The sequence below is a fragment of the Streptomyces aculeolatus genome (assembly GCF_020400605.1).
GTDB classification, from domain to species: Bacteria; Actinomycetota; Actinomycetes; order Streptomycetales; family Streptomycetaceae; genus Streptomyces; species Streptomyces aculeolatus.
Map to the genome: position 1 here is coordinate 162,203 of NZ_JAINRD010000013.1, position 23,268 is coordinate 185,470.

21 protein-coding genes and 1 pseudogene are annotated in these 23,268 nt (G+C 75.3%); 8 read left to right on the forward strand and 14 right to left on the reverse strand.

The features are described 5' to 3' along the window. Positions 1–91: 91 nt before the first annotated feature. The 4 genes from LG396_RS22020 to LG396_RS22035 all read right to left on the reverse strand — a co-directional run bounded on the left by LG396_RS22020 (position 92) and on the right by LG396_RS22035 (position 4,481). Positions 92–796 carry a lytic polysaccharide monooxygenase gene (locus tag LG396_RS22020; RefSeq protein ID WP_100300644.1) on the reverse strand — a complete coding sequence of 235 codons (705 nt, stop codon included), beginning with the start codon at positions 794–796 and terminating at the stop codon, positions 92–94. Positions 797–1,004: 208 nt separating this feature from the next. Then, on the reverse strand, positions 1,005–2,699 hold the full coding sequence (locus LG396_RS22025) for a PH domain-containing protein (protein WP_225796081.1): 1,695 nt from the start codon (positions 2,697–2,699) through the stop codon (positions 1,005–1,007). Then, positions 2,696–3,229: a PH domain-containing protein gene (locus LG396_RS22030; protein ID WP_037738730.1), complete on the reverse strand. Its 534-nt coding sequence runs from the start codon at positions 3,227–3,229 to the stop codon at positions 2,696–2,698. The genes LG396_RS22025 and LG396_RS22030 overlap by 4 nt, the downstream gene beginning before the upstream one ends. A 22-nt stretch (positions 3,230–3,251) precedes the next feature. Then, positions 3,252–4,481 (reverse strand): helix-turn-helix domain-containing protein, encoded by a 1,230-nt coding sequence (locus LG396_RS22035; protein WP_225796082.1) that lies wholly within the window; start codon positions 4,479–4,481, stop codon positions 3,252–3,254. Between the two features lie 100 nt (positions 4,482–4,581). Between LG396_RS22035 and LG396_RS39355 the strand changes: the two genes are divergently transcribed. Then, on the forward strand, positions 4,582–5,961 hold the full coding sequence (locus LG396_RS39355; RefSeq protein WP_263979441.1) for an FAD-binding oxidoreductase: 1,380 nt from the start codon (positions 4,582–4,584) through the stop codon (positions 5,959–5,961). Then, entirely contained in the window at positions 5,958–7,289 is a 1,332-nt protein-coding gene (locus tag LG396_RS22050; RefSeq protein WP_225796083.1) for an MFS transporter, read from the forward strand. The genes LG396_RS39355 and LG396_RS22050 overlap by 4 nt, the downstream gene beginning before the upstream one ends. A gap of 189 nt (positions 7,290–7,478) precedes the next feature. Here LG396_RS22050 and LG396_RS22055 read toward each other — a convergent pair whose 3' ends face one another. Next, positions 7,479–8,468 (reverse strand): zinc-binding dehydrogenase, encoded by a 990-nt coding sequence (locus LG396_RS22055; RefSeq protein ID WP_225796084.1) that lies wholly within the window; start codon positions 8,466–8,468, stop codon positions 7,479–7,481. Between the two features lie 282 nt (positions 8,469–8,750). After that, positions 8,751–9,128 (reverse strand): annotated as a pseudogene (locus tag LG396_RS22060) (NAD(P)-binding protein); the annotation flags it as partial. A gap of 99 nt (positions 9,129–9,227) precedes the next feature. Between LG396_RS22060 and LG396_RS22065 the strand changes: the two are divergent. Next, complete coding sequence (locus tag LG396_RS22065; protein ID WP_372483549.1) at positions 9,228–9,911, forward strand: pentapeptide repeat-containing protein; 684 nt, start codon at positions 9,228–9,230, stop codon at positions 9,909–9,911. A 141-nt stretch (positions 9,912–10,052) separates the two neighbouring features. Here the strand turns inward: LG396_RS22065 and LG396_RS22070 are convergent, their stop codons facing one another. Continuing rightward, complete coding sequence (locus LG396_RS22070; RefSeq protein WP_018840285.1) at positions 10,053–10,628, reverse strand: TerD family protein; 576 nt, start codon at positions 10,626–10,628, stop codon at positions 10,053–10,055. A 169-nt stretch (positions 10,629–10,797) separates the two neighbouring features. Here LG396_RS22070 and arfB point away from each other — a divergent pair, with 169 nt between their 5' ends. After that, positions 10,798–11,229 (forward strand): alternative ribosome rescue aminoacyl-tRNA hydrolase ArfB, encoded by a 432-nt coding sequence (gene arfB / locus LG396_RS22075; RefSeq protein ID WP_018840284.1) that lies wholly within the window; start codon positions 10,798–10,800, stop codon positions 11,227–11,229. A gap of 93 nt (positions 11,230–11,322) precedes the next feature. Here the strand turns inward: arfB and LG396_RS22080 are convergent, their stop codons facing one another. Next, a complete protein-coding gene (locus tag LG396_RS22080; RefSeq protein WP_018840283.1) occupies positions 11,323–11,796 on the reverse strand; it encodes a flavin reductase family protein in 474 nt (157 codons plus the stop codon). 392 nt (positions 11,797–12,188) lie between these two features. On the opposite strand from LG396_RS22080, the gene cdgB reads away from it, so the two are divergent. Further along, positions 12,189–13,886, forward strand: a complete 1,698-nt coding sequence (cdgB, locus tag LG396_RS22085) for a diguanylate cyclase CdgB (RefSeq protein WP_225796087.1) — start codon at positions 12,189–12,191, stop codon at positions 13,884–13,886. 361 nt (positions 13,887–14,247) lie between these two features. After that, positions 14,248–15,219, forward strand: coding sequence for a CBM35 domain-containing protein (locus tag LG396_RS22090; protein ID WP_225796088.1), 972 nt, complete (start codon positions 14,248–14,250; stop codon positions 15,217–15,219). 76 nt (positions 15,220–15,295) lie between these two features. Here LG396_RS22090 and LG396_RS22095 read toward each other — a convergent pair whose 3' ends face one another. The 5 genes from LG396_RS22095 to LG396_RS22115 form a co-directional block, all read right to left on the reverse strand. Continuing rightward, positions 15,296–16,147, reverse strand: coding sequence for a class II fructose-bisphosphate aldolase (locus LG396_RS22095; protein ID WP_225796089.1), 852 nt, complete (start codon positions 16,145–16,147; stop codon positions 15,296–15,298). 2 nt (positions 16,148–16,149) lie between these two features. Further along, a complete protein-coding gene (locus tag LG396_RS22100) occupies positions 16,150–17,169 on the reverse strand; it encodes a 1-phosphofructokinase family hexose kinase (RefSeq protein WP_225796120.1) in 1,020 nt (339 codons plus the stop codon). A gap of 66 nt (positions 17,170–17,235) precedes the next feature. After that, a complete protein-coding gene (gene nagA / locus LG396_RS22105; RefSeq protein ID WP_225796090.1) occupies positions 17,236–18,435 on the reverse strand; it encodes an N-acetylglucosamine-6-phosphate deacetylase in 1,200 nt (399 codons plus the stop codon). Further along, positions 18,435–19,364, reverse strand: coding sequence for an ROK family protein (locus tag LG396_RS22110; RefSeq protein ID WP_051642475.1), 930 nt, complete (start codon positions 19,362–19,364; stop codon positions 18,435–18,437). The genes nagA and LG396_RS22110 overlap by 1 nt, the downstream gene beginning before the upstream one ends. Positions 19,365–19,504: 140 nt before the next feature. Continuing rightward, a complete protein-coding gene (locus tag LG396_RS22115) occupies positions 19,505–20,443 on the reverse strand; it encodes an SIS domain-containing protein (protein ID WP_225796091.1) in 939 nt (312 codons plus the stop codon). A 256-nt stretch (positions 20,444–20,699) separates the two neighbouring features. Here LG396_RS22115 and LG396_RS22120 point away from each other — a divergent pair, with 256 nt between their 5' ends. Beyond that, a complete protein-coding gene (locus LG396_RS22120) occupies positions 20,700–21,980 on the forward strand; it encodes an ABC transporter substrate-binding protein (RefSeq protein ID WP_037743974.1) in 1,281 nt (426 codons plus the stop codon). 121 nt (positions 21,981–22,101) lie between these two features. On the opposite strand, the gene LG396_RS22125 is transcribed toward LG396_RS22120, so the two are convergent. Next, a complete protein-coding gene (locus LG396_RS22125) occupies positions 22,102–22,341 on the reverse strand; it encodes a DUF3263 domain-containing protein (protein WP_225796092.1) in 240 nt (79 codons plus the stop codon). A gap of 37 nt (positions 22,342–22,378) precedes the next feature. On the opposite strand from LG396_RS22125, the gene otsB reads away from it, so the two are divergent. Beyond that, positions 22,379–23,239 (forward strand): trehalose-phosphatase, encoded by an 861-nt coding sequence (gene otsB, locus LG396_RS22130; RefSeq protein WP_037743978.1) that lies wholly within the window; start codon positions 22,379–22,381, stop codon positions 23,237–23,239. Positions 23,240–23,268: the final 29 nt, after the last annotated feature.

Below are 23,268 nucleotides of genomic sequence, written 5' to 3' on the forward strand. Positions count from 1 at the left end.
CCGGGCCGGCGAGGCCGGTGCGGTGGTGCGCCCCGCCACCGGGGGGCCGTTCGCGGTGGCGGGGCGCGGTCCGTACCCGTGCGTGGGGCGCTTACGCGCAGGGGCCGAGGTCCTCCCACACGCCGCTGCCGGCGCCGGGCGTCTCGCCCTGGGTCCACCACTTGGCGCGCCAGGTGTGGCCGTTGTGGGTGACCTGGTTGCCGCCGTTGTACACGGAACCCGCGCTCCAGGGCGCCGCGGTGCACTGGTCGGGGTCGCCGGGGCCCGGGTCGCCACCGCCGCCGCCGATGTTGACGTCGATGCAGGAGTAGAAGGCGTTGCCCGTGTCGTAGACGTTCCACACGGCCAGGACCTTCTGCTTGCCGCTGAAGTTGCCGAAGTTCACGTTGTGGTACACGTCGGCGGGAGGCTGGGCACCCCCGTCGTTGAACTCGGCGATCTTCGTGCCGCCGATGAAGTACTGCCAGGTGCTGGTGCGGTGGCGGGCGGTGATGTGCCAGCTGAACGTGGTCGAGCCGGCGACCGGGTTGACGCGCCAGCCCTTGCTGTCGTCGTTCAGCTCGGCGAACTGGCCGTTGCCGCCGCTACAGCTCGTCAGGCCCTTCGGCCCTTCGACGCTCTGCGGCTCGTACTTGATCTGCCCGCAGTTCACGACGCCCGCCGCGCACTGGTCCTGCCGGCTCGACGGGGACGTGACCCAGCCGTGGGCGTTGGCGGAGGGGGCGGGGAGGCTCAGGGCCAGGACGGGGGCGACTGCCGCGCCGACCGCTGCCGCCAGTCTTCGTTTCGTGTGCATGTCAACTCCTGGGCTCGCGTGACATGGGGGGACGCGCATGTGGCCACGGTTGGTCCAGCGGGTCGCCGTCGCGCGCGCCGCGTTCGCGCGCCGTCGACTGCGGGTCGGCGACCTGTGTTGGTCTAGACCTTAGCGGCTGTCGGGTCGCGGTCAAGGGGGCATGGCCCACCAAGTCCGCACGCGACTCCACTGGTCTGGACAAGACCGCTCACCGCTCATCTCCCCCGTCCCGTACGGGAGTCGGGCCCCGAGCCGGGCCCCGCTCGGCCGCGGCACCGCCCCCGGCCAGGAACGGCGTCAGCAGCTCGGGCACCGCCTCCGCCGCGAACCGCAGCCCCTGCGCCTCTCCCACGTCGTACGCCGCGTACGCCTGCGCCCCCGCCGCCGTCGTCGCCCGCAGCGTCACCAGCCCCGCCCGCCGCTGGAACGGCGACTGCCGCACCGTCCAGCCGACCACCCCGTCCCGGCGCAGCGCCACCGTGGCCCGCCGCAGGGTGCCGCTGCGCACGACCAGATACGGGCCCGCGAGCCCGTGCCCCAGGCTGCGGTACGCGTCCCGCGCCAGCAGCGCCGCCGCCGGCAGCAGCACCGCGGCCGTCACCGCCCCCGCGTACACCAGACCCCGTACCGACAGCGCCGCCCCCAGCGCCACCAGCACCGCCACCGGCACCAGCGCCGCGCCCAGCGACCAGCGCAGCCGCCGCGCCAGCGCGGCCCGCGGGTGCGCGGCCAGCTCCGGCCGGGTCAGCGCGACGGGCGTGCGGAGCACCCGGGCCGCCACCTCGTCGGCGACGGCGCGCGGGGCGGCGGGCAGCAGGGCGTTGAGGTCGTCGTCCTCACTGTCCTTGCGGGACAGGCCGGTCGCCACCGCCTCCACCCGGGCCGCGCCCGACAGCCGCACGCCCAGCGGCTCGACGACGGCGACGCCGCGCAGCCGCGCCTCCTCCAGCGATATCGACCGGGTCGTCAGCAGCCCGCGGCGGACGCGCAGAGTGCCGTCCGGCTCGCGCTCCAGCCGGTGGCTCCACCACATCTCGGTCCACAGCCCGAGCGAACCCGCGAACCCCGTCACCAGTGCGATCGCCCCCAGGGCCAGCACCGTCCACAGCGCCGGCAGCGGGCTGAAGGTGTCCCGGACCCAGTCGACGACCGTCTCCTCCGCCCCGAACCACTGGCTCACCTGCATCACCGCGCCCCAGCCGGTGAGCGCGAGGAGCGGGGTGAGGAAGGAGAGGGGCGCGTAGCGGATCCAGCCGGGGGAGAGGGCGGCGAGCCGCGGGTCGTCGTCGGCGGGTGCGGCCGCCGTGGCCCGGCGGAGGAGTTCGCGGCGCAGCGACTCGCCCTCCGCGCGCCGCACCGGGGCCAGTTGCAGCGCGGACTCGCCGGCGGCGGCCTGGTCGCCGGTGCCGATGCGGACCTTGACCAGCCCGAGGAGCCGGAGCAGGGGGTGTGCGGTGAGGTCGACGGTGCGGATCCGGTCGCGGGGGAGGGAGCGCCGGTTGGTGAACAGCACGCCGGTACGCAGCTCGACGCGCTCGGCGCCGACGCGGTAGCGGGTGTGGCGCAGCCGCAGCGCATCCACGGCGAGCCCGCCGCCGAGGAGCAGCGCGGACCCGGCCAGCACCCAGGCCACGGCGGCGCGGAAGTCGAGGTGCGCGGCGAGCCCGGCGCCGACGGGGACGCCGGCGCCGAAGGCGGCGCCGAGGAGGAGCTGGGCGGTGACGAGGAGGGACCGGCGGTCGAGCCGCCGCCAGCGGGGGGACGGGTCGTCGGGAGCGCCGGGGCCGGGGGCCGGGTCGGCGGGGGCGGTGTCGGCCGGGGTACGCGGACCCGGCGGGACCGCGGCGGGCGTCGCGGTCCGCTCCGCGGGCCCGCCCGCGGCGGCCGTACCCGCGTCCGTCACGTCGCGTCCCCCGGGGTCTTCTGCGTCGCCAGCGCCAACTGCTCCGCCAGCTCAGCCGCCTCCTCGTGGTCCAGCGCCTCGATCCGCAGCGCGCCCTTCGCCGACGCCGTCGTCACCGTCACCGCCGCAAGACCGAACGCCCGCTGCAGCGGCCCTCGTTCGGTGTCCACCGTCTGGATGCGCGACATCGGCGCGATCCGCGAGTCGACCCAGAAGAAGCCGGTACGCACGTACACCGCGTCGTCCGTGACCTCCCACCGGTGCACGCGGTAGTACCACGCCGGCAGCCCGAACCCCGCGACCAGCCCCGCCGCCGCCACCCCCGCGGCGGCCACCAGCAGCCAGGCCCTGGCCGGCCCGACCAGCGCGCCCAGCACCCCGAGCACCGCGACCGGCACGGCCGCCGCCAGCAGCAGCCGCGTACGCCACCAGGCGACGGCCCGGCGGTCCACCCGGTGGTGCGGCGGCCGCAGCCGCGGCCCCGCCGGGTCCGGGACCCGGTCCTCTCGATCTACGCCCACGATCTGCACCGTACGTCCTGCCGCCGGGACGTCACCGCTGGGTACGCACCGTTCCGGCCGCGGCGGCGGGCTCGTACTGCTCCAGGAAGAGCTTGCCGACGAGCGCGCCGCGGGTGGAGACGCCGGTCTTGTCGAAGACGGCCTTGATGTGGTCGCGCACGGTGTGCGGGGAGAGGAACAGCTCGGCGGCGATGCCCTCGGTGGCCAGGCCGCGGGCGAGGAGGCGGGTGATCTCCAGCTCGCGGGCGGTCAGTTCGTACGCGTCGGCGAGGAGCGGGGCGATCTCGGCGGCGGCCGCGGGCTCGATGACGACGGCGGTGGACTGGGGGGAGCCGTCGGCGCCGTGGAGGCAGGAGGCGTGGCAGGTGAGCCACCGTCCGGCGGCGGTACGGAGGCGGATGCGGGGCGCGGCGGCGGCCGGGTCCGCACCGGCCGTGGCGGCGCGGGCCGTCGCGGCGCGGGCCTGGAGCACGACCCCGTGCAGCCACGCCGGCACCGCGAGGCCCAGCGCCGACGCCCGCGCGGGCCCGGGCGGGAGCCCGGCGAGGTGGTGGCGGGCGGCGGCGTTGGCGGAGACGAGGCGGGCATCGGCGTCGAAGAGCAGGAGCCCGGGCTCGCCGCCCCCACGGAACTCCCCGTTCCGTACGGCCTGCGCGCCGCCCGCCGGGCCGGCGGTGCCCGTGTCCGCCGTCTCCGCCCGGTCCGTACGCGCGGCCACCGGCTCCGCGTACGAGCGCAGCCGCCGGGCCAGCGGCGTCGTCAGCCCCGCGACCACCCGCTCCTCCGCCGCGCTGAACGGCGCCCGCCCGCGCGCCCGGAACAGGCTCAGGTGCCCCTGCGGCCGGCCGCCCACCCGCAGCACCGCCCGCAGCTCGTCGTCGAGCCCCCGCGGCCGGAGGAACTGGCGGTATATCGCCGCCCGTTCCGGCTCCCCGCCCGTCGACGCGCTCAGCGCCGCGACCGGCACCCGGGCCAGCGCCAGCTCCGCGAAGCGGTTGACGCGCTCGTCGAACAGCTCGCACTCCCAGTAGTCCCAGCAGCCGCGCTTGTCGGTGTTCTCGGTGCGTACGGGCGCGGTCATCAGCCCTGTCGCCGGGTCGGTGGCACGCCAGACGGCGGCGTCGTACGGCAGCAGCCGGCGCAGCTGCGCCGACACGTCGGCGAAGAGCGCGAGCGCGTCGGGCGCGCGGTCGGCGCGCGCGAGCAGCTCGCCGCGCACCGCGCCGCGCGCGGCCGGGGTCAGGACAGCGGGTGTCGGCACGGTCGGCCACCTCCGCCACGGACAACGGCCGGGGGCGTCCCGCGGATTCCCCTCAATCGGGGGATGGGTTGGCACGGGCGGCGGGCGGAGGGTCGCGGACATGGAGTTCATGCAGTTCAGGCCGGGTGAGTCCGGCTACGAGACGGAGTTGGCCGGGTTCGACCGGATCGTGTCCCACCGGCCCGCGGCGGTCGCCGCCGTGCGGTCGGTGGCGGAGGTGCGTGCCGCCGTGCGGTACGCCGTGCAGCGCGGGATGCCGGTGGCCGTGCAGTCGACCGGCCACGGTCCCGCGGCGGCGGTGGGCGGGGATTCCCTGCTGCTGTCGGTGCGGCGGCTGCGGGGCGTGCACGTCGACCCCGCGGCCCGTACCGCGCGGATCGCCGCCGGCACCCGCTGGCAGGAGGTCGTCGACGCCGCGGCCCCGCACGGCCTCGCCCCGCTGTGCGGCTCGTCGCCGCTGGTCGGCGTCGTCGGCTACACGCTGGGCGGCGGCCTCGGCCCGCTCGCCCGCACCTGCGGCTACGCGGCGGACCAGGTCACGGCGGTGTCGCTGGTGACCGCGGACGGGCGGCTGCGGGAGGTCACCGCGGAGCGGGAGCCGGAGCTGTTCTGGGCGCTGCGCGGGGGCGGGAAGAGCGGGTTCGGGGTGGTGACGGCGCTGACGTTCCGGCTGCCGCCGGTGGCGCGGCTGTACGGGGGCGGGCTGCGGTTCGCGGGCGCGGACGCGGCGGCGGTGCTGGGCGCGTGGCGGCGGGTGACGCGGGCGGCGCCGGAGGCGCTGACGACGTCGCTGGCGCTGCTGCGGGTACCGCGGGACGGGGGGCTCGCGGTGCACGTGCGGGTGGCGGTGGCGGCGGAGCAGGGGCGGGAGCCGGAGCAGGGGCTGGAGTCGCTGGGGGAGGAGTTGGTACGTCCCCTGCGGGAGGCGGCGCCGGCGTTCGCGGACACGGTACGGATACGCCCGTACCGCACGGTCGCGGAGATCCACGAGGACCCGGTGGAGCCGATGCCGTACCACGAACGCGGCATCCTGCTGCGGGAGTTCGACGCCGCCGCGGAAGCCGCGCTGCTGGCGTCCGCGGGCCCGGGGGCGGAGTGCGCCGACTGGGCGGTGGAACTGCGCCACCTCGGCGGGGCGGCGGGCCGGGCCCCTGCGGTACCGAGCGCGGTGGGCAGCCGGGCGGCGGCGTTCACCCTGACGACGCTGACGCCACCGGACGCGGACAGCGGGGTGCGGACGGCACTGGCCCCTTGGTCGACGGGCGGCCGGTACGTCAACTTCCTCGCGGGCCCGGGAACGGAGCGGCTGACGGCGGAGGCGTACGACGCGGAGACGTACGCGCGCCTGCGGGCGGTGAAGCGGAAGTACGACCCGGAGAACGTCTTCCGCCACGGCCACGCGTTGCCTCCGGCGGCAACCGGGGCGCAGCGGACCGCCCCGGCAAGCGCCACCGCTCGCCCCCACCGGAGGGTCTCGTGAGCGCCCCCGCGGCGTCCGCCGCCACCGTGCCCGCGGCGCGGTCCGTCGGGATGCGGCTCGGGGCGCTCTTCGGGCCCGCCGTCTTCGGCGTGACCGCCGCCGGCGTCGCGCTGCCCGACGTGGCGCGCGGGCTCGACGCCTCGCCGACCGCCGCCACCTGGGTGCTCACCGCCCACGCCCTCGCCCTCGGCGTCGGCACCGCACTCGCCGGGCGGCTCGCCGACTCCCTCGGCGTCCGGCGCATCCTGGCCGCCGGTGCCGCGGTGCTCGCCGTCGGCGCCGTCGTGTGCCTGCTCGCGCCCTCCCTCGAAGTGCTGGTCGCCGGGCGGTTCGTGCTCGCCGCCGGGTCCGGCGCGATGACGTCCGGCGCGCTGGCGCTCACCGCCGCCACCGCGGCCGAGCGGCGCGCGCAGGTGCTCGCCGTCTTCGGTGCCGTGATGGCCGTCTGCTCGGCCGCCGCGACGCTCGCCGGCGGCGTGGTCACGGAGTGGGCCGGCTGGCGGCCCACTCTCGTACTGCCCGCGCTCTCCCTCCTCGCCCTCCCGTTCTGCCTGCGCCTCGCACCCCCGCGCGGCGGCTCGGGCCGGGCGCCCGACCTGCCCGGCGCCGCGCTCCTCACCCTCACCGCCGCCGGGCTGCTCATCCTCATCCAGGCCACGACGCTCGACCTGCCGCCCGCCGCGGCCGCCGCCACCGCGGGGGTGCTGCTCGTCGCGGGTACGGGCTGCGCGGTCCGCACCGTGCGGCGGCCCGCCGGCTTCGTGCCGTACGACCTCGTGCGCGACCCGCTGTTCCGGCGGGCCGCGGCGACGGGCGCGGGGGTGTACGCGGGGCTGTTCGGCGCGATGTACGCGGTGCCGCAGTTGCTCGTTCGGGACCACGGCTGGAGCGTCTTCGCCGTCGGCGGCTGGCTGCTGCCCGGCGCGGTGGCCGGCGCGGCGCTGTCGCGGGCGGCGAGCCGGCTGGGGCCGCGCGGCGCGCGGCTGCCCGCGGTGGTGGGGGCGGTCGCGGCGGTGCTGCTGGGGGCGGCGGCGCTGACCGGGGAGCCCGCGGTGCTGGTGGTGGGTACGTCGGCGGCACTGGCGGCGTTCGCGGTGACGCAGGTGGTGCTGACGGGGCTGCTGTCCGCGCACCTGGCGCCGGAGCGGCGCGGGGGTGCGCTGTCGCTGCTGAACCTGGCGTTCTTCGTGGGCGGCGGCGCGGGTTCGGCCGCGGCGGGGGCGCTGGCGGACGCGGAGAGCCTTTCGGTGGCGCTGGCGGTGGTCGCGGCGTTCCCGCTCACGGCGGCGGCCGCGGCGGTGCGGGCGCGGGGCACGGACGGGGGGTGAGGAGGCGAACGGTCCGCGGGCGGGTGGCCCGCGGACCGCTGCGTTCGCGGCCCTCCGGCGGCGCGGCGACTCGCACCGAGGGCCCGTACGGAAGCCTCCGACGACCCGCCCCGACCGCCCACCCGTCCCCGACCGCCCGTCCCCGACGGCTCGTACGACGACCCGTCCGGTGCCCTCCCGGCGAACCCGCTACGGCTCCAGTACGACCTTCCCGACCGTCCCCCGCGTCTCCAGCGCCCGGTGCGCCTCCGCCGCCCGCGCCAGCGGGTAGCGCTGCACCAGCGGCTTCCAGCGGCCCGACGCCGCCTCCGTCAGCGCCGCCTCCTCCATCCGCCGCAGGGGGTTCTCGCCGCCGATGCGGCTCAGCCAGTCGGGGCCGAGGACGTTGACCGACGTGATGCCGCGCTCCGCGAGTTCCGCCTTCGTGAACTCCAGCGGCGCCCCCGACGACCAGCCCACCACCAGGTGCCGCCCGCCGCGTGCGAGGAGGTCGGCCGCCGTGCGGGCGGCGTCCCCGCCGACGGTGTCGAGGAGCACCGTGGCCCGGCGGTCGCCGAGCGCGGCGCGTACGCGGCCGGGCCAGGCGGGGTCGGTGTAGTCCTCGGCGGTGTCGGCACCGAGGTCCCGTACGCGCGCGGCCTTCTCCGGGCCGCCGGCCAGGCCGACGACGTAGGCGCCGAGGTTGCGGGCGTACTGGACCAGCAGCGACCCGATGCCGCCCGCCGCCGCCGTGACGACCACCACGTCGTCCGGCGTGAGCGCGGCGAAGTGCAGGTAGCCCATGGTCGTCCGCCCCGTGCCGATCATCGCGACGGCCTCCGCGGCGTCGAGGGAGTCGGGCAGCTCGTGCAGCCGCTCGGCCTCGGTGACGGTCAGCTCCGCGTAGCCGCCCGGGACGAGCCCGATGTGGGCGACGACGCGCCGGCCCAGCCAGTCCGCGTCGACGCCCTCGCCCACGGACTCGACGGTGCCGGCGACCTCGCGGCCGGGGATCGTGGGCAGTTCCGCGGGCGGCATGGGGCCGCCGCTCCTGCCCTCGCGGAGGAAGGAGTCGAGGAGGTGCACCCCGGCGGCGGCGACGGCGATACGGACCTGGCCGGGGCCGGGCACGGGGTCGTCGGTCTTCTCGTAGAGGAGGTTCTCCGCGGGGCCGAATGCGTGAAGTCGTATGGCGTGCATGGGGCCAGCAGACAACTTGAACAGAAGTTCAGGTCAAGCGGCAGCCGCACGGCTGCACCCGCAGGCCGCCCCGCCGCTACGCCACCGAGCCGCCCCGCCGCTACGCCACCGCCCCGAGCCGCCGCTCCGGCAGCGCGAGCCGCACCGCCTCGATCGCACTCGCGAACGCCACCTCGCTCAGCACGCCCGGCGCCGCCACCTGGTCCCCCGCCAGGTACACGCCGTCGCCCCGGTCCACGCCGGGCCGGTCGCGCCACGTGGTGCCCGGGGGGTCCACGGCACCCCGGCGATCTCCGCGGCCCAGCTGTGGAAGTCGCGGTCCACGGGCGCCTCGCGGCGGCGTACGAGGCGCAGCATCGCGGCCGGCGGCACCTTCCGCAGCCGCCCGTCGCGGCGGAACCGGAACCGGGAGCCCTCCATGGGCGGGATGGGAGCGAGCGGGCCGAGCAGGTCGCGCTGCTTGAGCCAGGCCCAGTGGGGGCCGCGGTAGTAGAGGGCGTGCGGGCCCTCGTTGGTGCGGTACGGCGCGTCGGCCGTACGGGCGCGCCCCCCGAGGCTGTTGTGCGCTTCGTACAGCGTGACCCGGGCGCCGGCCTCGGCGGCGGTGATGGCGGCGGTGAGCCCGGCCAGCCCGCCGCCGACAACGGAGATCCGTCGCATGATGGTGCTCCTCACCTGCGATATTGCCGTTCTGATCACAAGACGTGGGCGAGGGTCCGGAACGTGACATCGGGGCCGCTGTCAGTGCTGTACGTCACGATGGGGCGCATGACGAGGCGGAAGACGACCAAGGTGCCGCGCCGGCCGGCGGTGCGGCTCCCGGCGGCCCTGGAGCGGCACGGGGCGGCGGACCTGGAGCCCGACGGGGACTACGACTCGGTGGAGTTCGCCGGGCTCGACCTGACCGGGGCGGACGGTGCGGGCGCCCGCTTCATGGACTGCGCGCTGCGCCGCTGCGTGCTGGACGCGGCACGGCTGCCGGGCGCGCGGCTGATCGACTCGGTGCTGGAGGAGGTGCGCGGCGCGGGCACGGACCTGGCGGGGGCGACGCTGCGGGACGTGGAGCTGACGGACACCCGGCTGGGCGGCGTGCAGCTGCACGGGGCGACGCTGGAGCGGGTGGTGGTGCGGGGCGGCAAGGCGGACTTCCTGAACCTGCGGGGGGCGCGGCTGACGGACGTCGTGTTCGAGGACTGCGTCCTGGTGGACCCGGACTTCGGCGACGCCCGCCTGGAGCGGGTGGCGTTCGAGGGCGCCACGATCCACCGCGCGGACCTCTCCGGCGCCCGCCTCACGGACGTCGACCTCCGCGGCGCGAGGGACCTGACCCTGGAACGCGGCGCGGACCGCCTCACCGGCGCGGTCATCACCCCGGACCAACTCCTCACCCTGGCCCCGGCCTTCGCGGCCCAGGTGGGGGTGGAGGTCAAGTCGGCGGAGTGACCTGCAGAAACGTCTCTGAACACCCGCTCGAGTGAGATCGTCTGCCTACTGAGCGATCAGATTCGCGACCACTGTGGCCCGCCGTGCCTTCGCGCGGCGGGCCACTTTGCGTAGAGGGGTGTCCTGTGGACCCCCGCGGGGTCAGACGCTGACGCCGAAGTCCTGCGCGATGCCCGCCAGGCCCGAGGCGTAGCCCTGGCCCACCGCGCGGAACTTCCACTCCGCGCCGTTGCGGTACAGCTCGCCGAAGACCATCGCGGTCTCCGTCGCCGCGTCCTCGGTGAGGTCGTAGCGGGCGATCTCCGTGCCGCCGGCCTGGTTCACGACGCGGATGAAGGCGTTGCGCACCTGGCCGAAGTTCTGGCTGCGGGTCTCGGCGTCGTAGATCGAGACCGGGAAGACGATCTTGTCGATGTCGGCCGGCAGGCCGGCGAGGTTGACGTTGATCTGCTCGTCGTCGCCCGCGCCCTCACCGGTGACGTTGTCACCGGTGTGCACGATCGTCTGGTCCGGCGACTGCCGGTTGTTGAAGAAGATGAAGTGCTGGTCGGAGAAGACCCTGCCCTCGGTGTTCACCGCGATGGCGCTCGCGTCGAGGTCGAAGTCCACCCCCGTCGTGGTGCGGACGTCCCAGCCGAGTCCGACCGTGACGGCGGTCAGCCCGGGGGCTTCCTTGGTGAGCGATACGTTGCCGCCCTTGGACAGGCTTACGGGCATGGGGAGTCCCCTCCTGGTTCTGGCTCCACGTGCCGGAGCCTCGTCTACGGACCACAACGCGGGTGTGCCCTACCCGGTTCCACGCACCGTACGCCCTCTGCTTCCGCGCTACTTCCGGGTGGCGCAAACGACGTGACAGCTCGAACATCCACGCGGGATCATGGGAGACATGTCCGGTCCCTACCGCATCCGCGGCTCGGTCGTCCTCCCGGAGGCCGAGCTGCTGTGGCGTTTCTCCCGTTCCTCGGGGCCGGGCGGCCAGCACGTGAACACCAGCGACACCCAGGCCGAGGTCCGCTTCGACCTCGCGGGCACGCAGTCGCTGCCGCCGGTGTGGAAGGAGCGGGCCCTCGCGCGGCTCGCGGACCGGCTCGTCGACGGGCACGTGGTGGTGCGGGCGAGCGAGCACCGTTCGCAGTGGCGCAACCGCGAGACCGCTGCCGTACGGCTCGCCGCGCTGCTCGCGGAGGCCACGGCGCCGCCGCCCGCGCCGCGGCGCAAGCGGAAGGTCCCGCGGGGTGTGAACGAGCGCCGGCTGCGGGAGAAGAAGCAGCGGTCCGACGTCAAGCGCGGGCGTACGGGCCGCGGCTGGGGCCAGTAGCCGCCACCGCCGGAAGCCCGGCCCGCCGCCGCTGACGGCGGCCTGCCGCCGGTGGCCCGCCAGGGGTTGTTGCCGACGCGAAGGTGCGAACCCTCAGCCCAGCGTCCGGTACCGCCCCCGGAAGTACGTGAGCGGGTTCCCGTCCGAGCTGGGCTGCGCCGCGCTCAGCACCCGCCCGATCACCAGCGTGTGGTCCCCCGCCACGACCCGCTGCTCCGTCCGGCACTCCACCGTCGCCAGCGCTCCGCCCACCAGCGCGCAGCCGGTCACCTCGCCGCGCGTGTACGGGATGTCGTCGAACAGCAGCCGGTCGCTGATCCGCCCCTTCATCGCGAACCGCCCGGCGATGTGGCGCTGGCTCTCGGAGAGCACCGACGCCGCCCACTCCTCGCGGTCCGTCAGCAGGTCGTCCATGCGGGAGCCGTTGCGGACGCTGACCATGACCAGCGGCGGGTCCAGGGACACCGACAGGAACGCGGTCGCCGTCATGCCCACGTCCTCGCCGTCCAGGCCGGGGTCCGGGTCGTACGCCGTGACCAGCACCACGCCCGCCGCCAGCCGGCTCATGGCCGCCCGGAACTGCTCGTCGCTCACACCGACAGGATGGTCCACCGTTCGCGTCTCATGCAGCACGCCTCGAACCGTAACCGGGCGGGCACCCCCCGGGCATCGGGCCCGGGACGGAGCGAAGTCCTAGGTCCCCGGCCCGCCCCACCAGGCGCGGGAGCCGACGGGGAGATCACCGGCCCCACCCGGCGCGAAGCTCCCCCCGGGCGGCGCGCGCCTCCTGGTAGCACGCCGGTTAACACCTCCCCACCCTGTGACTTGAGTCACAGAGAGCATCCAATGTTGACCCTGTGTACCCGCCGTAGAGCTGCCTGTGATTCAGTGGCCGTGTCGTTGGTGAAATTCCACGCGGGGGTCTTCCGCCGAGGTCGGGGCGAGACGGGAGGGCAGGTATGGAGACGGAGGCAGAGCCTTACGTAAGGCTGGCGAGCCTGCGCCGGCTGCACCAGGTCCTCGCGGACCTGAACCAGACGCGCAGCCTCGCCGACACACTCCAGAGCGTCGCGGACGGACTCGTCGCCCTCGGGTACGAGGTGTCCGCGGTGAACCTCGTACGGCCCGACGGCGACCTCGTCGTCGCCGCCGTCGGCGGCGATCCCACCGCCGAGGCGATCATGGCGGGCCGGGTCGGCCCGCGCGGGGCGTGGGAGCGCCGGCTCCACATGGGCGTCGAGTGGGGCGAGCTGCGGTACATACCCCACAGCGAGGGCTGGGTGCTCGACGACGACGAGGTGCCGCAGACGCACCCGGTCGTCCCGCCGCCCTCCGCACCCGGTGACTGGGTCACCGGCGACCGGCTCTTCGCGCCGATCTACGACGCCGGCCGCGAGCTGCTCGGCGTCCTGTCCGTCGACAAGCCGGCCAACGGCCGGGTGCCGACCCCCTGGGGGCGCGAGGCCCTGCAGATGTACGCCTCGCAGGCCGCCATAGCGATCACCAACGCCCGGCTGCGGGCCAACATGCAGCGCGCGCTGGTGCGCCTGGAGCGCGAGCAGCAGGCGCTGCGCGCCAGCGAGGAGAGCTTCCGCCAGGCCTTCGAGTACGCCCCCAGCGGCATGGCCGTCGCCGAGATGGGCGGCGACGACCACGGGCGGCTGATCCGTACGAACGACGCGCTGTGCCGGCTCCTGGGCCGCCAGCCCTCCAGCCTGCGCCGGCTGTCGTTCTCCGACCTCGTCCACCCCGAGGACGTCGGGACCCTGCTGCGCACCTTCGCCGAGGGCGGCAAGGCCGAGCTGCGCCTCGCCCGCCGCGACAACACCTATGTGTGGGTGAACCTGCGCAACTCGGTGGTCGCCGACGCCGCCGACGGGCCGCGCTACCTCCTCACCCACGTCGAGGACATCGAGGAGCGCAAGCGCCACGAGGCGCAGCTCGCGCACCGCGCCAGCCACGACTCGCTCACCGGCCTGCCCAACGCCGCCGAGCTGCGCGCCCGCCTCACCGCCCGGCTCTGCGACCGGCCCCCGGAGCTGTACACGGGCGCCGTCAGCCACTCCGCCGCCGGGCTGCCGGGGCCGCGCGGCCGCGCCATCGTCGGCGCGGGGCCCGCCCCCGGCGAGGTCGACAGCAACGGGCACGGCTTCGGGACGGACGGCGCCGAGGAGCAGCACTGGGCCGGCCCCGGCCCGTACGAGCACCATGTGCACGCGATGGTCCCCGACGGCGGCGGCGGGGAGTCGGCGGGCAAGGGGCTCGCGGTGCTCTTCTGCGATCTCGACGGCTTCAAGTCCATCAACGACCGCTTCGGGCACAACACCGGCGACGCCGTGCTCATCGCAGTCGCGCAGCGGCTGACCCACGCGGTCCGCGACGGCGACACCGTCGCGCGGCTCGGCGGCGACGAGTTCGTGGTGCTGGCCGACGGCCTGACTCCCGGCGGCGCCGAGGACCTCGCGGTGCGGCTGCGGAACGCGATCATCCCGCCGATCAGGGTCGACGGCCGGGGGGTGCGCGTCGGCGCGAGCATCGGCACGGGCTGGGCGATGTGCGGGATGTCGACCGAGGAGATCCTCAGCTCGGCGGACCAGCTCATGTACCGCGAGAAGCGGGCCCGCTCGCAGGGGCGCTCGCACCGCAGGGCGGGCTAGGCTCTGTCTGACAAATGGCGCCGTCCGCCCGCAGGGCGGGTGTCGCGGCGTCTGGTGCGTGCGATCGCAAGGCGGAGGGTCGACCGCATAGTGGGCCTATTCGGTCGAGCCCGACAACGCAGCGAGCGTGCGTGCCAGGCGTCGCGACACAGGCGGGATTTGTCAGACAGGGCCTAGTGACGCCGGTACGGGCCGGGGGCGCCGCCGTCCCGCGGCCGCGGGTTGTCCACAGGCGGCCGTCGTGGCTTCGTCCACAGTCGGCAGAAGGAACGCTCGGGTACTGCTCCGGACGGGGTAGGCTCGCCCCCTGGCCGGCGGTTCACCGGCCGGGACGCAACGCCCACCAGGGAGTGAGAGGGAGATGACGGCCGGCAACCACGGTGCGGGCACGCCGCCCGAGGACGACGACCCCTTCGCCCACCTGTACCGCCCCGAGGGCGGTGCCGCGCCGGTTCCCGGCCCGGGCGAGGGCGCGGCCCCCGCCCCGGGTGTGCCGCGCACGTCGTACACCCAGGTCAGGGCCGTCGGCGAGCGGACGTACGGCGGTCAGCAGGCCGCGCAGCAGGTGCCGCCGCAGCAGGCCTATCCGTACGGGCAGTCCAGCCCCAGCCCGCACTACGCGGCGCCCGAGACCTACGGCGGCCCCCCGCCGCAGCCCCCGTCCTTCCCGCCCGGCGGCCCCGGCGAGGGCCCGCGCCGCGGGCGCGGCGGCGGGCGGAACGGGCTGATGCTCGGCGCGGTCGCCGTGGTCGCGACGGTCGTGATCGCCATCGTCGCCGCGGTGCTCTTCAGCGGCGACGGCGAGGAAGGCGACGTTAGCGGCGGGGACTCCGAGTCCGTCGCCCCCAGCCCCGACGGCAAGGGCGACGACGAGCCGAAGAACGGCGACGACAAGCCGAAGAAGGACCCGGCGGCCCTGCCCACCGAGGACGGGACGAAGCTGGCGCTGGCCGGCGGCGCGGTCGTCGGGAGCGACACGAACATCTCCGACGACGGCCCGTACGTCCACGGCCTGGAGAACCAGGGCGCGTCGGCGACCTGGGAGCCCGAGGTCGACGCGGCGGGGGAGTACACGCTCTTCATCGACTACAGCGTGCCGGGCAAGGACGCCGAACTCACCCTCACCGTCAACGGTGACGACCGGTCGGTGAACATGGAGAACTTCGCCAAGGCGAAGAAGAACGACTGGCTGGCCGGCTGGACCAGGACCTATCAGTACATCAACCTGGACGAGGGCGCCAACGAGATCAAGCTGTCCTGCGAGTCGGGCAACAAGGACTGCCAGACCGCGATCAGCAAGGTGGAGCTCAAGAAGGGCCAGGTCACGTCGTAGGGCTTCCGGTGCCGTAGCGCGCCGGTGCGTCCGGGCCCGTAGCGGCGCTACGGGCCCGTCGTCGTCCCCGCGGCCGTCAGCCGCCGACGACCTCCAGGAAGCGCCGCACCGTCGCCGCCATCTCGTCCCGCCCCGGCGCCAGGTACTTGCGCGGGTCCACCACGGCCGGGTTCGCGTCCAGGTGGGCGCGGACGGCGCCGGTGAACGCGGTGTTCAGGGCCGTACCGACGTTGATCTTCACCATGCCCGCCGCCACCGCCTGCCGCAGCTCCCCGTCCGGTACGCCGGACGAGCCGTGCAGCACCAGCGGCACCGCGACCGCCGACCGCAGCCGGCCGATCAGCTCGTGGTCCAGCGCCGCCGTGCGCTCGGTCATCGCGTGCGAGCTGCCCACCGCGACGGCCAGCGCGTCGACGCCGGTGTCGGTGACGTACGCGACCGCCTCGTCCGGGTCCGTACGGACCCCGGGCGCGTGCGCGTCGAGCGGCGCCTCGCCCTCCTTGCCGCCCACCCGGCCCAGCTCCGCCTCGATCCAGATCGCGTGCTCGTGCGCCCAGCGCACCGCCTCGGCGGTGGCCTTGACGTTCTCGGCGTACGGCAGCTTCGAGGCGTCGAACATCACCGAGCTGAAGCCCAGCCCGTGCGCGGAGCGCAGCAGTTCCGGCGAGACGACGTGGTCCAGGTGCAGCGACAGCTGCGCGGACGAGGCGTGCGCCACGGCCGCCGTCGCGGCGGCCAGCGGCATGAGGCGGCCGCCGTGGAACCGTACGGCGTTCTCCGAGATCTGGAGGATCGCGGGGGCGCCCGCGGCCTCCGCGCCGGCGGCGACGGCCTCGGCGTGCTCCAGCGTGATGACGTTGAACGCGGCCACGCCCTGGTCCGCGGCGCGGGCGGCGGTGACGAGTTCTCCGGTGGTCGTGAGTGGCATCTTCAGGCCCCATCCCGGGCCGCCGCGCGGCCCGACGTGATCTCGATGCGCGGCAGCGTCTCCGCGTGGACGGCGGTGTCGAACTCGCCGGCCACGGGCGCGGCGACGGTCGCCGCGGACAGCGCCACCGCGCGGGCGAGCCGGGCGGGCCAGTCCAGCCCCTCGGCGAGCCCGGACAGCAGCCCGGCGACGGCGGAGTCGCCGGCGCCGGTGGGGTTGCCCGGCACGTGCCGCGGCGGTGCGGCACGCCAGGTGCCGTCGGCGGTGACGGCGAGCAGGCCGGCGGCGCCGAGCGAGGCGACGACGGCGTGGGCGCCGCGGCGGCGGGCGTCGTCGGCGGCGCGCAGCGGTTCGGTGGCGCCGGTGAGCCGGGTCAGCTCCTCGGCGTTGGGCTTGACGAGGTCGGGGCGGGCGGCGACGCCGCGGGCCAGCGGTTCGCCGCTGGTGTCGAGGAGCACGGGGACGCCGGCGGCGTGCGCGGCGCGTACCAGCTCGGCGTACGCGCCCACGGGCACGCCGGGCGGCAGGCTGCCGCACAGCGCCACGGCCCGCACGGGCGCGGCGCCTTCGGCGGGGTCGGTGCTCGTGCCGGTGCCCGTGCCGGTGAGCAGCGCCGCGTACGTGTCGAGGAACGCCGCCCACTCCTCCGCGGTGATCTCGGGCCCCGCCTCGTTGAGCTGGGTGGTGTCGCCCGTACTGCCGTCGACGACGGCGATCGTGCGCCGCGTGTTGCCGGCGACGTCCACCAGGGCGTCGGTCACCGGTGCGCGGGCCGCCGCCCCGGCGGCCGCCGGCCCCGCCCCGGCGGCCAGCAGCGCGCGCACGTGCGCGCCCGTGGGGCCGCCCGCGAGGCCGGTGACGGTCACGGGGTGGCCGAGGGCGGCGAGCACCCGGGCCACGTTCAGGCCCTTGCCGCCCGGCCGCTCGGTGACGTCGGTGATCCGGTGGGACTCGTGGGCACGCAGCCGCGGCACCCGGTACGTGACGTCGAGTGCGAGGTTGAGTGTGACGGTGAGGAACATATGCGCGAAGGATCCTGCCATGGTGCTCGAGCACCGTCGACAGCGCGCGCTGCCGACGGCGCGCTTTCAGCTACCGGGTTCGACGATCCACGCACCCTTGCGCATGATCCCGACGAGAGCGAACCGCGCGTCGAGTACGACGAGGTCCGCGTCCTTTCCGGGCTCCAGCGACCCGATCCTGTCGTACGCTCCCAGCACCTTCGCCGGCGTCGCCGACAGCGCCTCCACGGCGTCCCCGACAGGCAGGCGGTCGACGGTGACCGCCCGGCGGAACGCGGTGTCCAGCGTCAGCGTGGAACCCGCGATCGACCCGCCGTCGACCAGCCGGGCCACGCCGTCCTGCACGTCGACCTCCATCGGGCCGAGCGGGTAGCGGCCGTCGCCCATGCCGGCGGCGCCCATCGCGTCCGTGATGAACGCGACCCGCCCGCTCCCGGCGCGCCGGAACGCCAACTGCAGCACCGCGGGGTGCAGGTGCACGCCGTCGTTGATCAGCTCGACGGTCACCCGCTCGTCCTCCAGCAGCGCGGCGACCGGGCCCGGCGCGCGGTGGCCGAGCGCGGGCATGGCGTTGAAGAGGTGGGTGGCGACGGTGGCGCCGGCCTCGACGGCCTCGTGCACGGCGTCGTACGAGGAGTCGGTGTGGCCCACGGCGGCGATGACGCCGCTGTCGGCGAGGAGGCGTACGGAGTCGAGTCCGCCCGGCAGCTCCGGCGCCAGCGTGAGCATCCGCGTCTGCCCGCGGCCGGCCTCGACGAGCTTGCGCACGTCGGCGGGCGCGGGGTCGCGCAGCAGCGCGGGCTGGTGCGCGCCGCAGCGGTGCGGGGAAATGAACGGGCCCTCGAAGTGGATGCCGGCCAGCTCGCCGTCCTCGGCCAGCTCGGCGAGGACCCCGGCCTGCCGGGCCAGGTCGTCCAGGTCGCCGGTGACGGTCGAGGCGAGCATGGTGGTGGTGCCGTGCGCGCGGTGGGTGTCGATGACTGTGCGGGCCTGCTCGTGGGTGCCGCCGGAGAAGGAGGCGCCGCCGGCGCCGTGCACGTGGATGTCGACGAAGCCGGGGACGATCCAGTGCCCGGAGAGGTCGACCGCCGCGGGCCCGCCGTCGTCCCGCGGTTCCCCGGGTGCCTGCGGCGCCGCGTCGGCCGGTGTCACCGAGGCGATCCGGCCGTCCGCGACCGTGAGCCTGGCGTCCTCTACGGTGCCGGTCGGCTGGACCACACGGGCGCCGGTGAGCACCGTGCCGCCCTCCCGCATCGAATCCCGCATCAGGCGGTTACCTCCGTGGCGAGTAGGTCCCAGGCGAGCTGCCCGGCGCCCAGGCAGGCGGCGGCGTCTCCCAGCTCCGCCGGGACGATCTGGGGGGATGTCTGGAACGTGATGCGCGCCCGGACGGCGCGGGTGAGCGGTACGAACAGGGTGTCGCCGGCCTCGGCGAGGCCGCCGCCGACGACGATCCGGCGGGGGTCGAGCAGGGTGATGCCGGTGATCAGGCCGCCGGCCAGGGCGTCGACGGCGTCCTGCCAGACGGCCTCGGCCACCGGGTCGCCGGACTCGACGGCCTTGGCGCAGTCCGCGGCGGTCGCGCCGGGGTCGCCGCAGGCGGTGGCCCATGCCTCGCCGACCGCGGAGGCGGACGCCAGCCGCTCCAGGCAGCCGCGCTGCCCGCAGCCGCAGGGCGGCCCGTCGGGGCGGACGACGACGTGGCCGATCTCGCCGGAGCCGCCGTGGGCGCCGGGCTCGATGCGTCCTTCGATGCCGATGGCGGCGGCGATGCCGGTGCCGAGCGCGATGAACAGGAACCGGTCCACATCCCGCGCCGCCCCGAGCCGGCCCTCCGCGAGCCCGCCGGTGCGCAGGTCGTGGCCGACGGCGACGGGGCAGGCCAGCCGCTCGCCGAGGAGGCGGCGAAACGGTACGTCACGCCAGCCGAGGTTCGCCGAGAACACCGCGACGCCCTCGGCGTCGTCCACGATCCCGGGCACCGCGACGCCGGCCGCGACGGCCGGTTCGCCGTACTTCTCCACGCCGGTGTCCCGCAGCTCGGCGGCGAAGTCCAGCACGGCGGCGACGACGGCCTCGGCGCCCGCCTCGCGCGGGGTCGCCCGGCGCGACTCGTGGAGCAGCGCGCCGTCCGCCCCGACGAGGGCGGCTTTCATGCCGGTGCCGCCCACATCGAGGGCGATGACGTGTCTCACGGGGGACAGTCTCGCCCGTAAAGAGGCGAGAGGTCTAGTCCAGTCGCGATGACGCGTCCGGTTTTCACCGGTATCCGGTTAAGTGCCCCTGCGGAACGCCCTCCGGCGCTGCCCGCCGAACCGTCCGCGGCCGGACGGCCTCAGCGCAGGACGACGCTGCGCGTCAGGTTCCGGGGCCGGTCCGGGTCGTAGCCCTTCGCCTCCGCCACGGCCACCGCCAGCCGCTGCGCACGTACCAGGTCCGCCATCGGGTCGAGCCCCCGCGCCGTCGACCCCGCACTCAGGTGGCCGCCCACCCGGCCCACGTCCGCCGCCAGCCCCTCCGGCAGCTCGCCGAAGTGCCAGACCACGCGGCCGGGGCCGGTGATCGCCATCGGCCCGTGCCGGTACTCCATCGCCGGGTAGCTCTCCGTCCACGCCCCGGCCGCCTCGCGCATCTTCAGCGCAGCCTCCGCCGCGAGACCGCAGGTCCAGCCCCGGCCCAGGAACGTCCACTGCACCGCCGCCGCCAGCTCCGGCGGCAGCGGCTGCGTCACCGCCAGCTCCGCGTCCACGGCCGCGTCGGTGACGGGCTTCACACCCGCCGGCGGCTCCCCGTGCAGTTCGAGACCGGTGCGCAGCAGTGCCAGCGCCGTCGTCGCGAACCGGGTCTGGACCACCGACTCCTCGTCCGCGTACGCCAGCGTGACCAGCTCGTCCGCGACCGAGGCGACCGGGGTCCCGGCGTCCGCGGTGAGCGCGGTGGTCGCGGTTCCGGCGGCCTCGTCCCGTACCGCCGCCAGCAGGTCCAGCACCTCGGTCGTCGTCCCGGACCGCGTGATCGCCACCATCCGGTCGTACCGCCGACCGGCCGGGAACTCCGAGGCGGCGTAGGCGTCCGTGTGCCCCTGCCCGGCGGCCTCGCGCAGCGCGGCGTACGCCTGGGCCATGAACCACGAGGTGCCGCAGCCGACCACCGCGACCCTCTCCCCGGGCAGCGGCAGTCCGGGGACGGTCTCCGCCTCCTGCCGGGCTCGGCGCCAGCAGCTCGGCTGGGTGGCTATCTCGGCGGCGGTGCGGGACGGTTCGGCGGCTGCCATGAGGTGCGGCTCCCTGGTTGTGCGCGGGTACGTTCTGCGCCATGCGCGTCGTTGCGATCGTGCGCGATTTCGTGCTGTTCCGCGACCGTTGATGTGCGGTTCAGCTCGCCGCCTCCCTATCAGCCCGGTACCCCGTGCGGCAATGGCAGGAAGGGGAGGTGGTTACGGAAGTGATATCCATCTGGTGTAGACCTGGGAGGGGCGTTCCGGTCAGACTCGCCCCCTCAGATGATTCTGTACGAGGTGGGCTAAAGCTGTGCAGCGGCGTGGATTTCTGAAGGCGGCAGCCGGTGCCGCGGGAGCGGCGGCCCTACCGCTGAGCGCGTGCGGGGACGGCAGCGGCGGCGGCGATGTCACGCTGAAGCTGGTGGCCGCGGAGTACGGCACGGGCGAGTCCGACACCGCCCGGCGCTACTGGGAGCAGCTGGCGGCGAAGTTCTCCAACGACACCCCGGGCATCTCGATCGACATCGAGATCATCCCGTGGGAGGACATCGACGCCAAGGTCGACAAGATGGTCAAGGACGGCAATCCGCCGGACATCGCGCAGATGGGCCCGTACGCGGAGTACAGCTCCCGCGACATGCTCTACAGCACCGACCAGTTGCTCTCGATCCCCACCCAGGCCAACTTCGTGCCCAGCCTCGCCGCCGCCGGCGAGGTCAACCGCGTCCAGTACGGCATGCCGTTCGTCTCCAGCTCGCGGCTGCTCTTCTACAACAAGTCGCTTTTCGAGGCCGCCGGCCTGGAGACCGACCCCGAGGACGCGCCCAAGGACTGGGACGAGCTGCTCGACGTCGCGCAGGCGCTCAAGGACTCCGGCGTGAAGGTCCCGTATGCGCTCCCGCTCGGGCCCGAGGAGGCCCAGGGCGAGACGCTGATGTGGATGATCAGCGGCGGCGGCGCGTACACGGACGACGTCGGCAGCTACACGATCGACTCCGAGCAGAACATCCACACCTTCAACTGGATACGCGACAACCTCGTCGGCGCCGGCCTCACCTACGCCGCGCCGTCCGAGACCAACAGGCGCACCGCGTTCGCCGACTTCGTCAAGGGCGACGTCGGCATGATCTTCGGCCACCCGACGCTGATGCAGGACCTTCGGCGGGAGAAGGTCGACTTCGGCATCGCCCTGAAGCTGCCCGGCCGCGACGGGCCCTCGGAGTCGACGATGGGCGTCGCCGACTGGATCATGGCGTTCAAGGCCAACGGCCACCGCTCCGAGATCGGCAAGTTCCTCGACGTCCTCTTCGACGACACCAACGTGCTGAAGTTCGCGCAGCGCTACGACCTGCTGCCGACGACCGTCTCCGGCGTGGACAAGCTGAGCCAGGGCCGCAAGGACCTCCAGCCGTTCCTCGACCAGTTGCAGAGCGCCGTGTTCTACCCGGACAACAAGACGTCGTGGGCGCGGGTGAACGCGGAGCTGAAGAAGCAGATAGGCAAGGCGGCCGAGTCGGGCGGCGAGCCGCCGGAGCGGGTGCTGACGAACCTCCAGAGCATCGCCGAGTCCGCGTCCTCGACGGAGGAGTGACCGCGGCCGCACGCCGGCACACCCTCCCGCCCGTACGCCCCTCTCGCCCGTACGCCCCTCTCGCCCGTACGACCCTTCTCGGCCGTACGACCCTTCTCGGCCGTACGCACCGCCCGGGCGCTCAGCCCTCCCGGGCGTCGCGGCGGGCCTGCCGGACGCGCCGCAGACGGTTGACCGTCACCGGGTCGTGCTCCTGCGCGCGGGGGTCGTCCAGCAGCGCGTTGAGAAGCTGGTAGTACCGCGTCGGGGAGAGCCCCAGCCGCTCCCGGATCGCCCGCTCCTTCGCGCCCGGACCCGGCCACGCGCGCTTCTCCAGCGCGAGGACGGCCAAGTCCCGCTCGGTCAGCGCACCCTCCGACATACCCTGCACGTTACCGCGGCCCGGTAGGGTCCTGGGCATGGGCAGCACCCACGCAGCACAGCTCCCCGTTCCGCGTACCGAGGCGGGCCGCGCCGGCCTCGCGGCGCTCCTCGCCGACCCGGAACAGGCCCTCGTCGCCTTCGACTTCGACGGCACCCTCGCCCCCATCGTCCCCGACCCCGATTCCGCGCGCGCCCACCCCGGCGCCGTACCCGCGCTGGCCCGGGTCGCGCCGCGCGTCGGGACCGTCGCCGTCATCACCGGCCGGCCCGCCGCGGTGGCCGTACGGTACGGCGGCTTCGCCGGCGTACCGGGCCTGGCGCACCTGCGCGTCCTCGGCCACTACGGCGACGAGCAGTGGGACGCCGCCACCGGCACCCTGCGCGCCCCTGACCCGCACCCCGGCGTGGCGGCGGTGCAGGCCGAACTGCCGGGCGTGCTGGAGGCGGCCGGCTCCTGGCGGGGCACGTGGATCGAGGACAAGGGCCGCGCCGTCGCCGTCCACACCCGCCGCGCGGACGACCCCGCCGAGGCCGCCGACGCGCTGCGCAAGCCGCTGGACGACCTGGCGACGGCCCACGGCCTCGTCGTCGAGCCGGGCCGCTTCGTCCTCGAACTCCGCCCCCCGGGTATGGACAAGGGCCGCGCCCTCACCGCCCTGACCCGCGAGACGGGCGCCCGCACCGTCCTCTACGCCGGCGACGACCTCGGCGACCTCGCGGCCTACGACGCCGTGGACGCGCTCCGCCCCGAGGGCGTGGCGGGCCTGCTGGTATGCAGCGCGGCGACGACGGGCGAGGGCGCCGACGCGCTCGCGGACCGCGCGGACCTGACGGTCGACGGACCGGAGGGCGTGGTGGACCTCCTGACGTCCCTGGCCACGGCCCTGAACGCCTGACCCCACCCGCCCCCGGCCGCCGGGCCCGC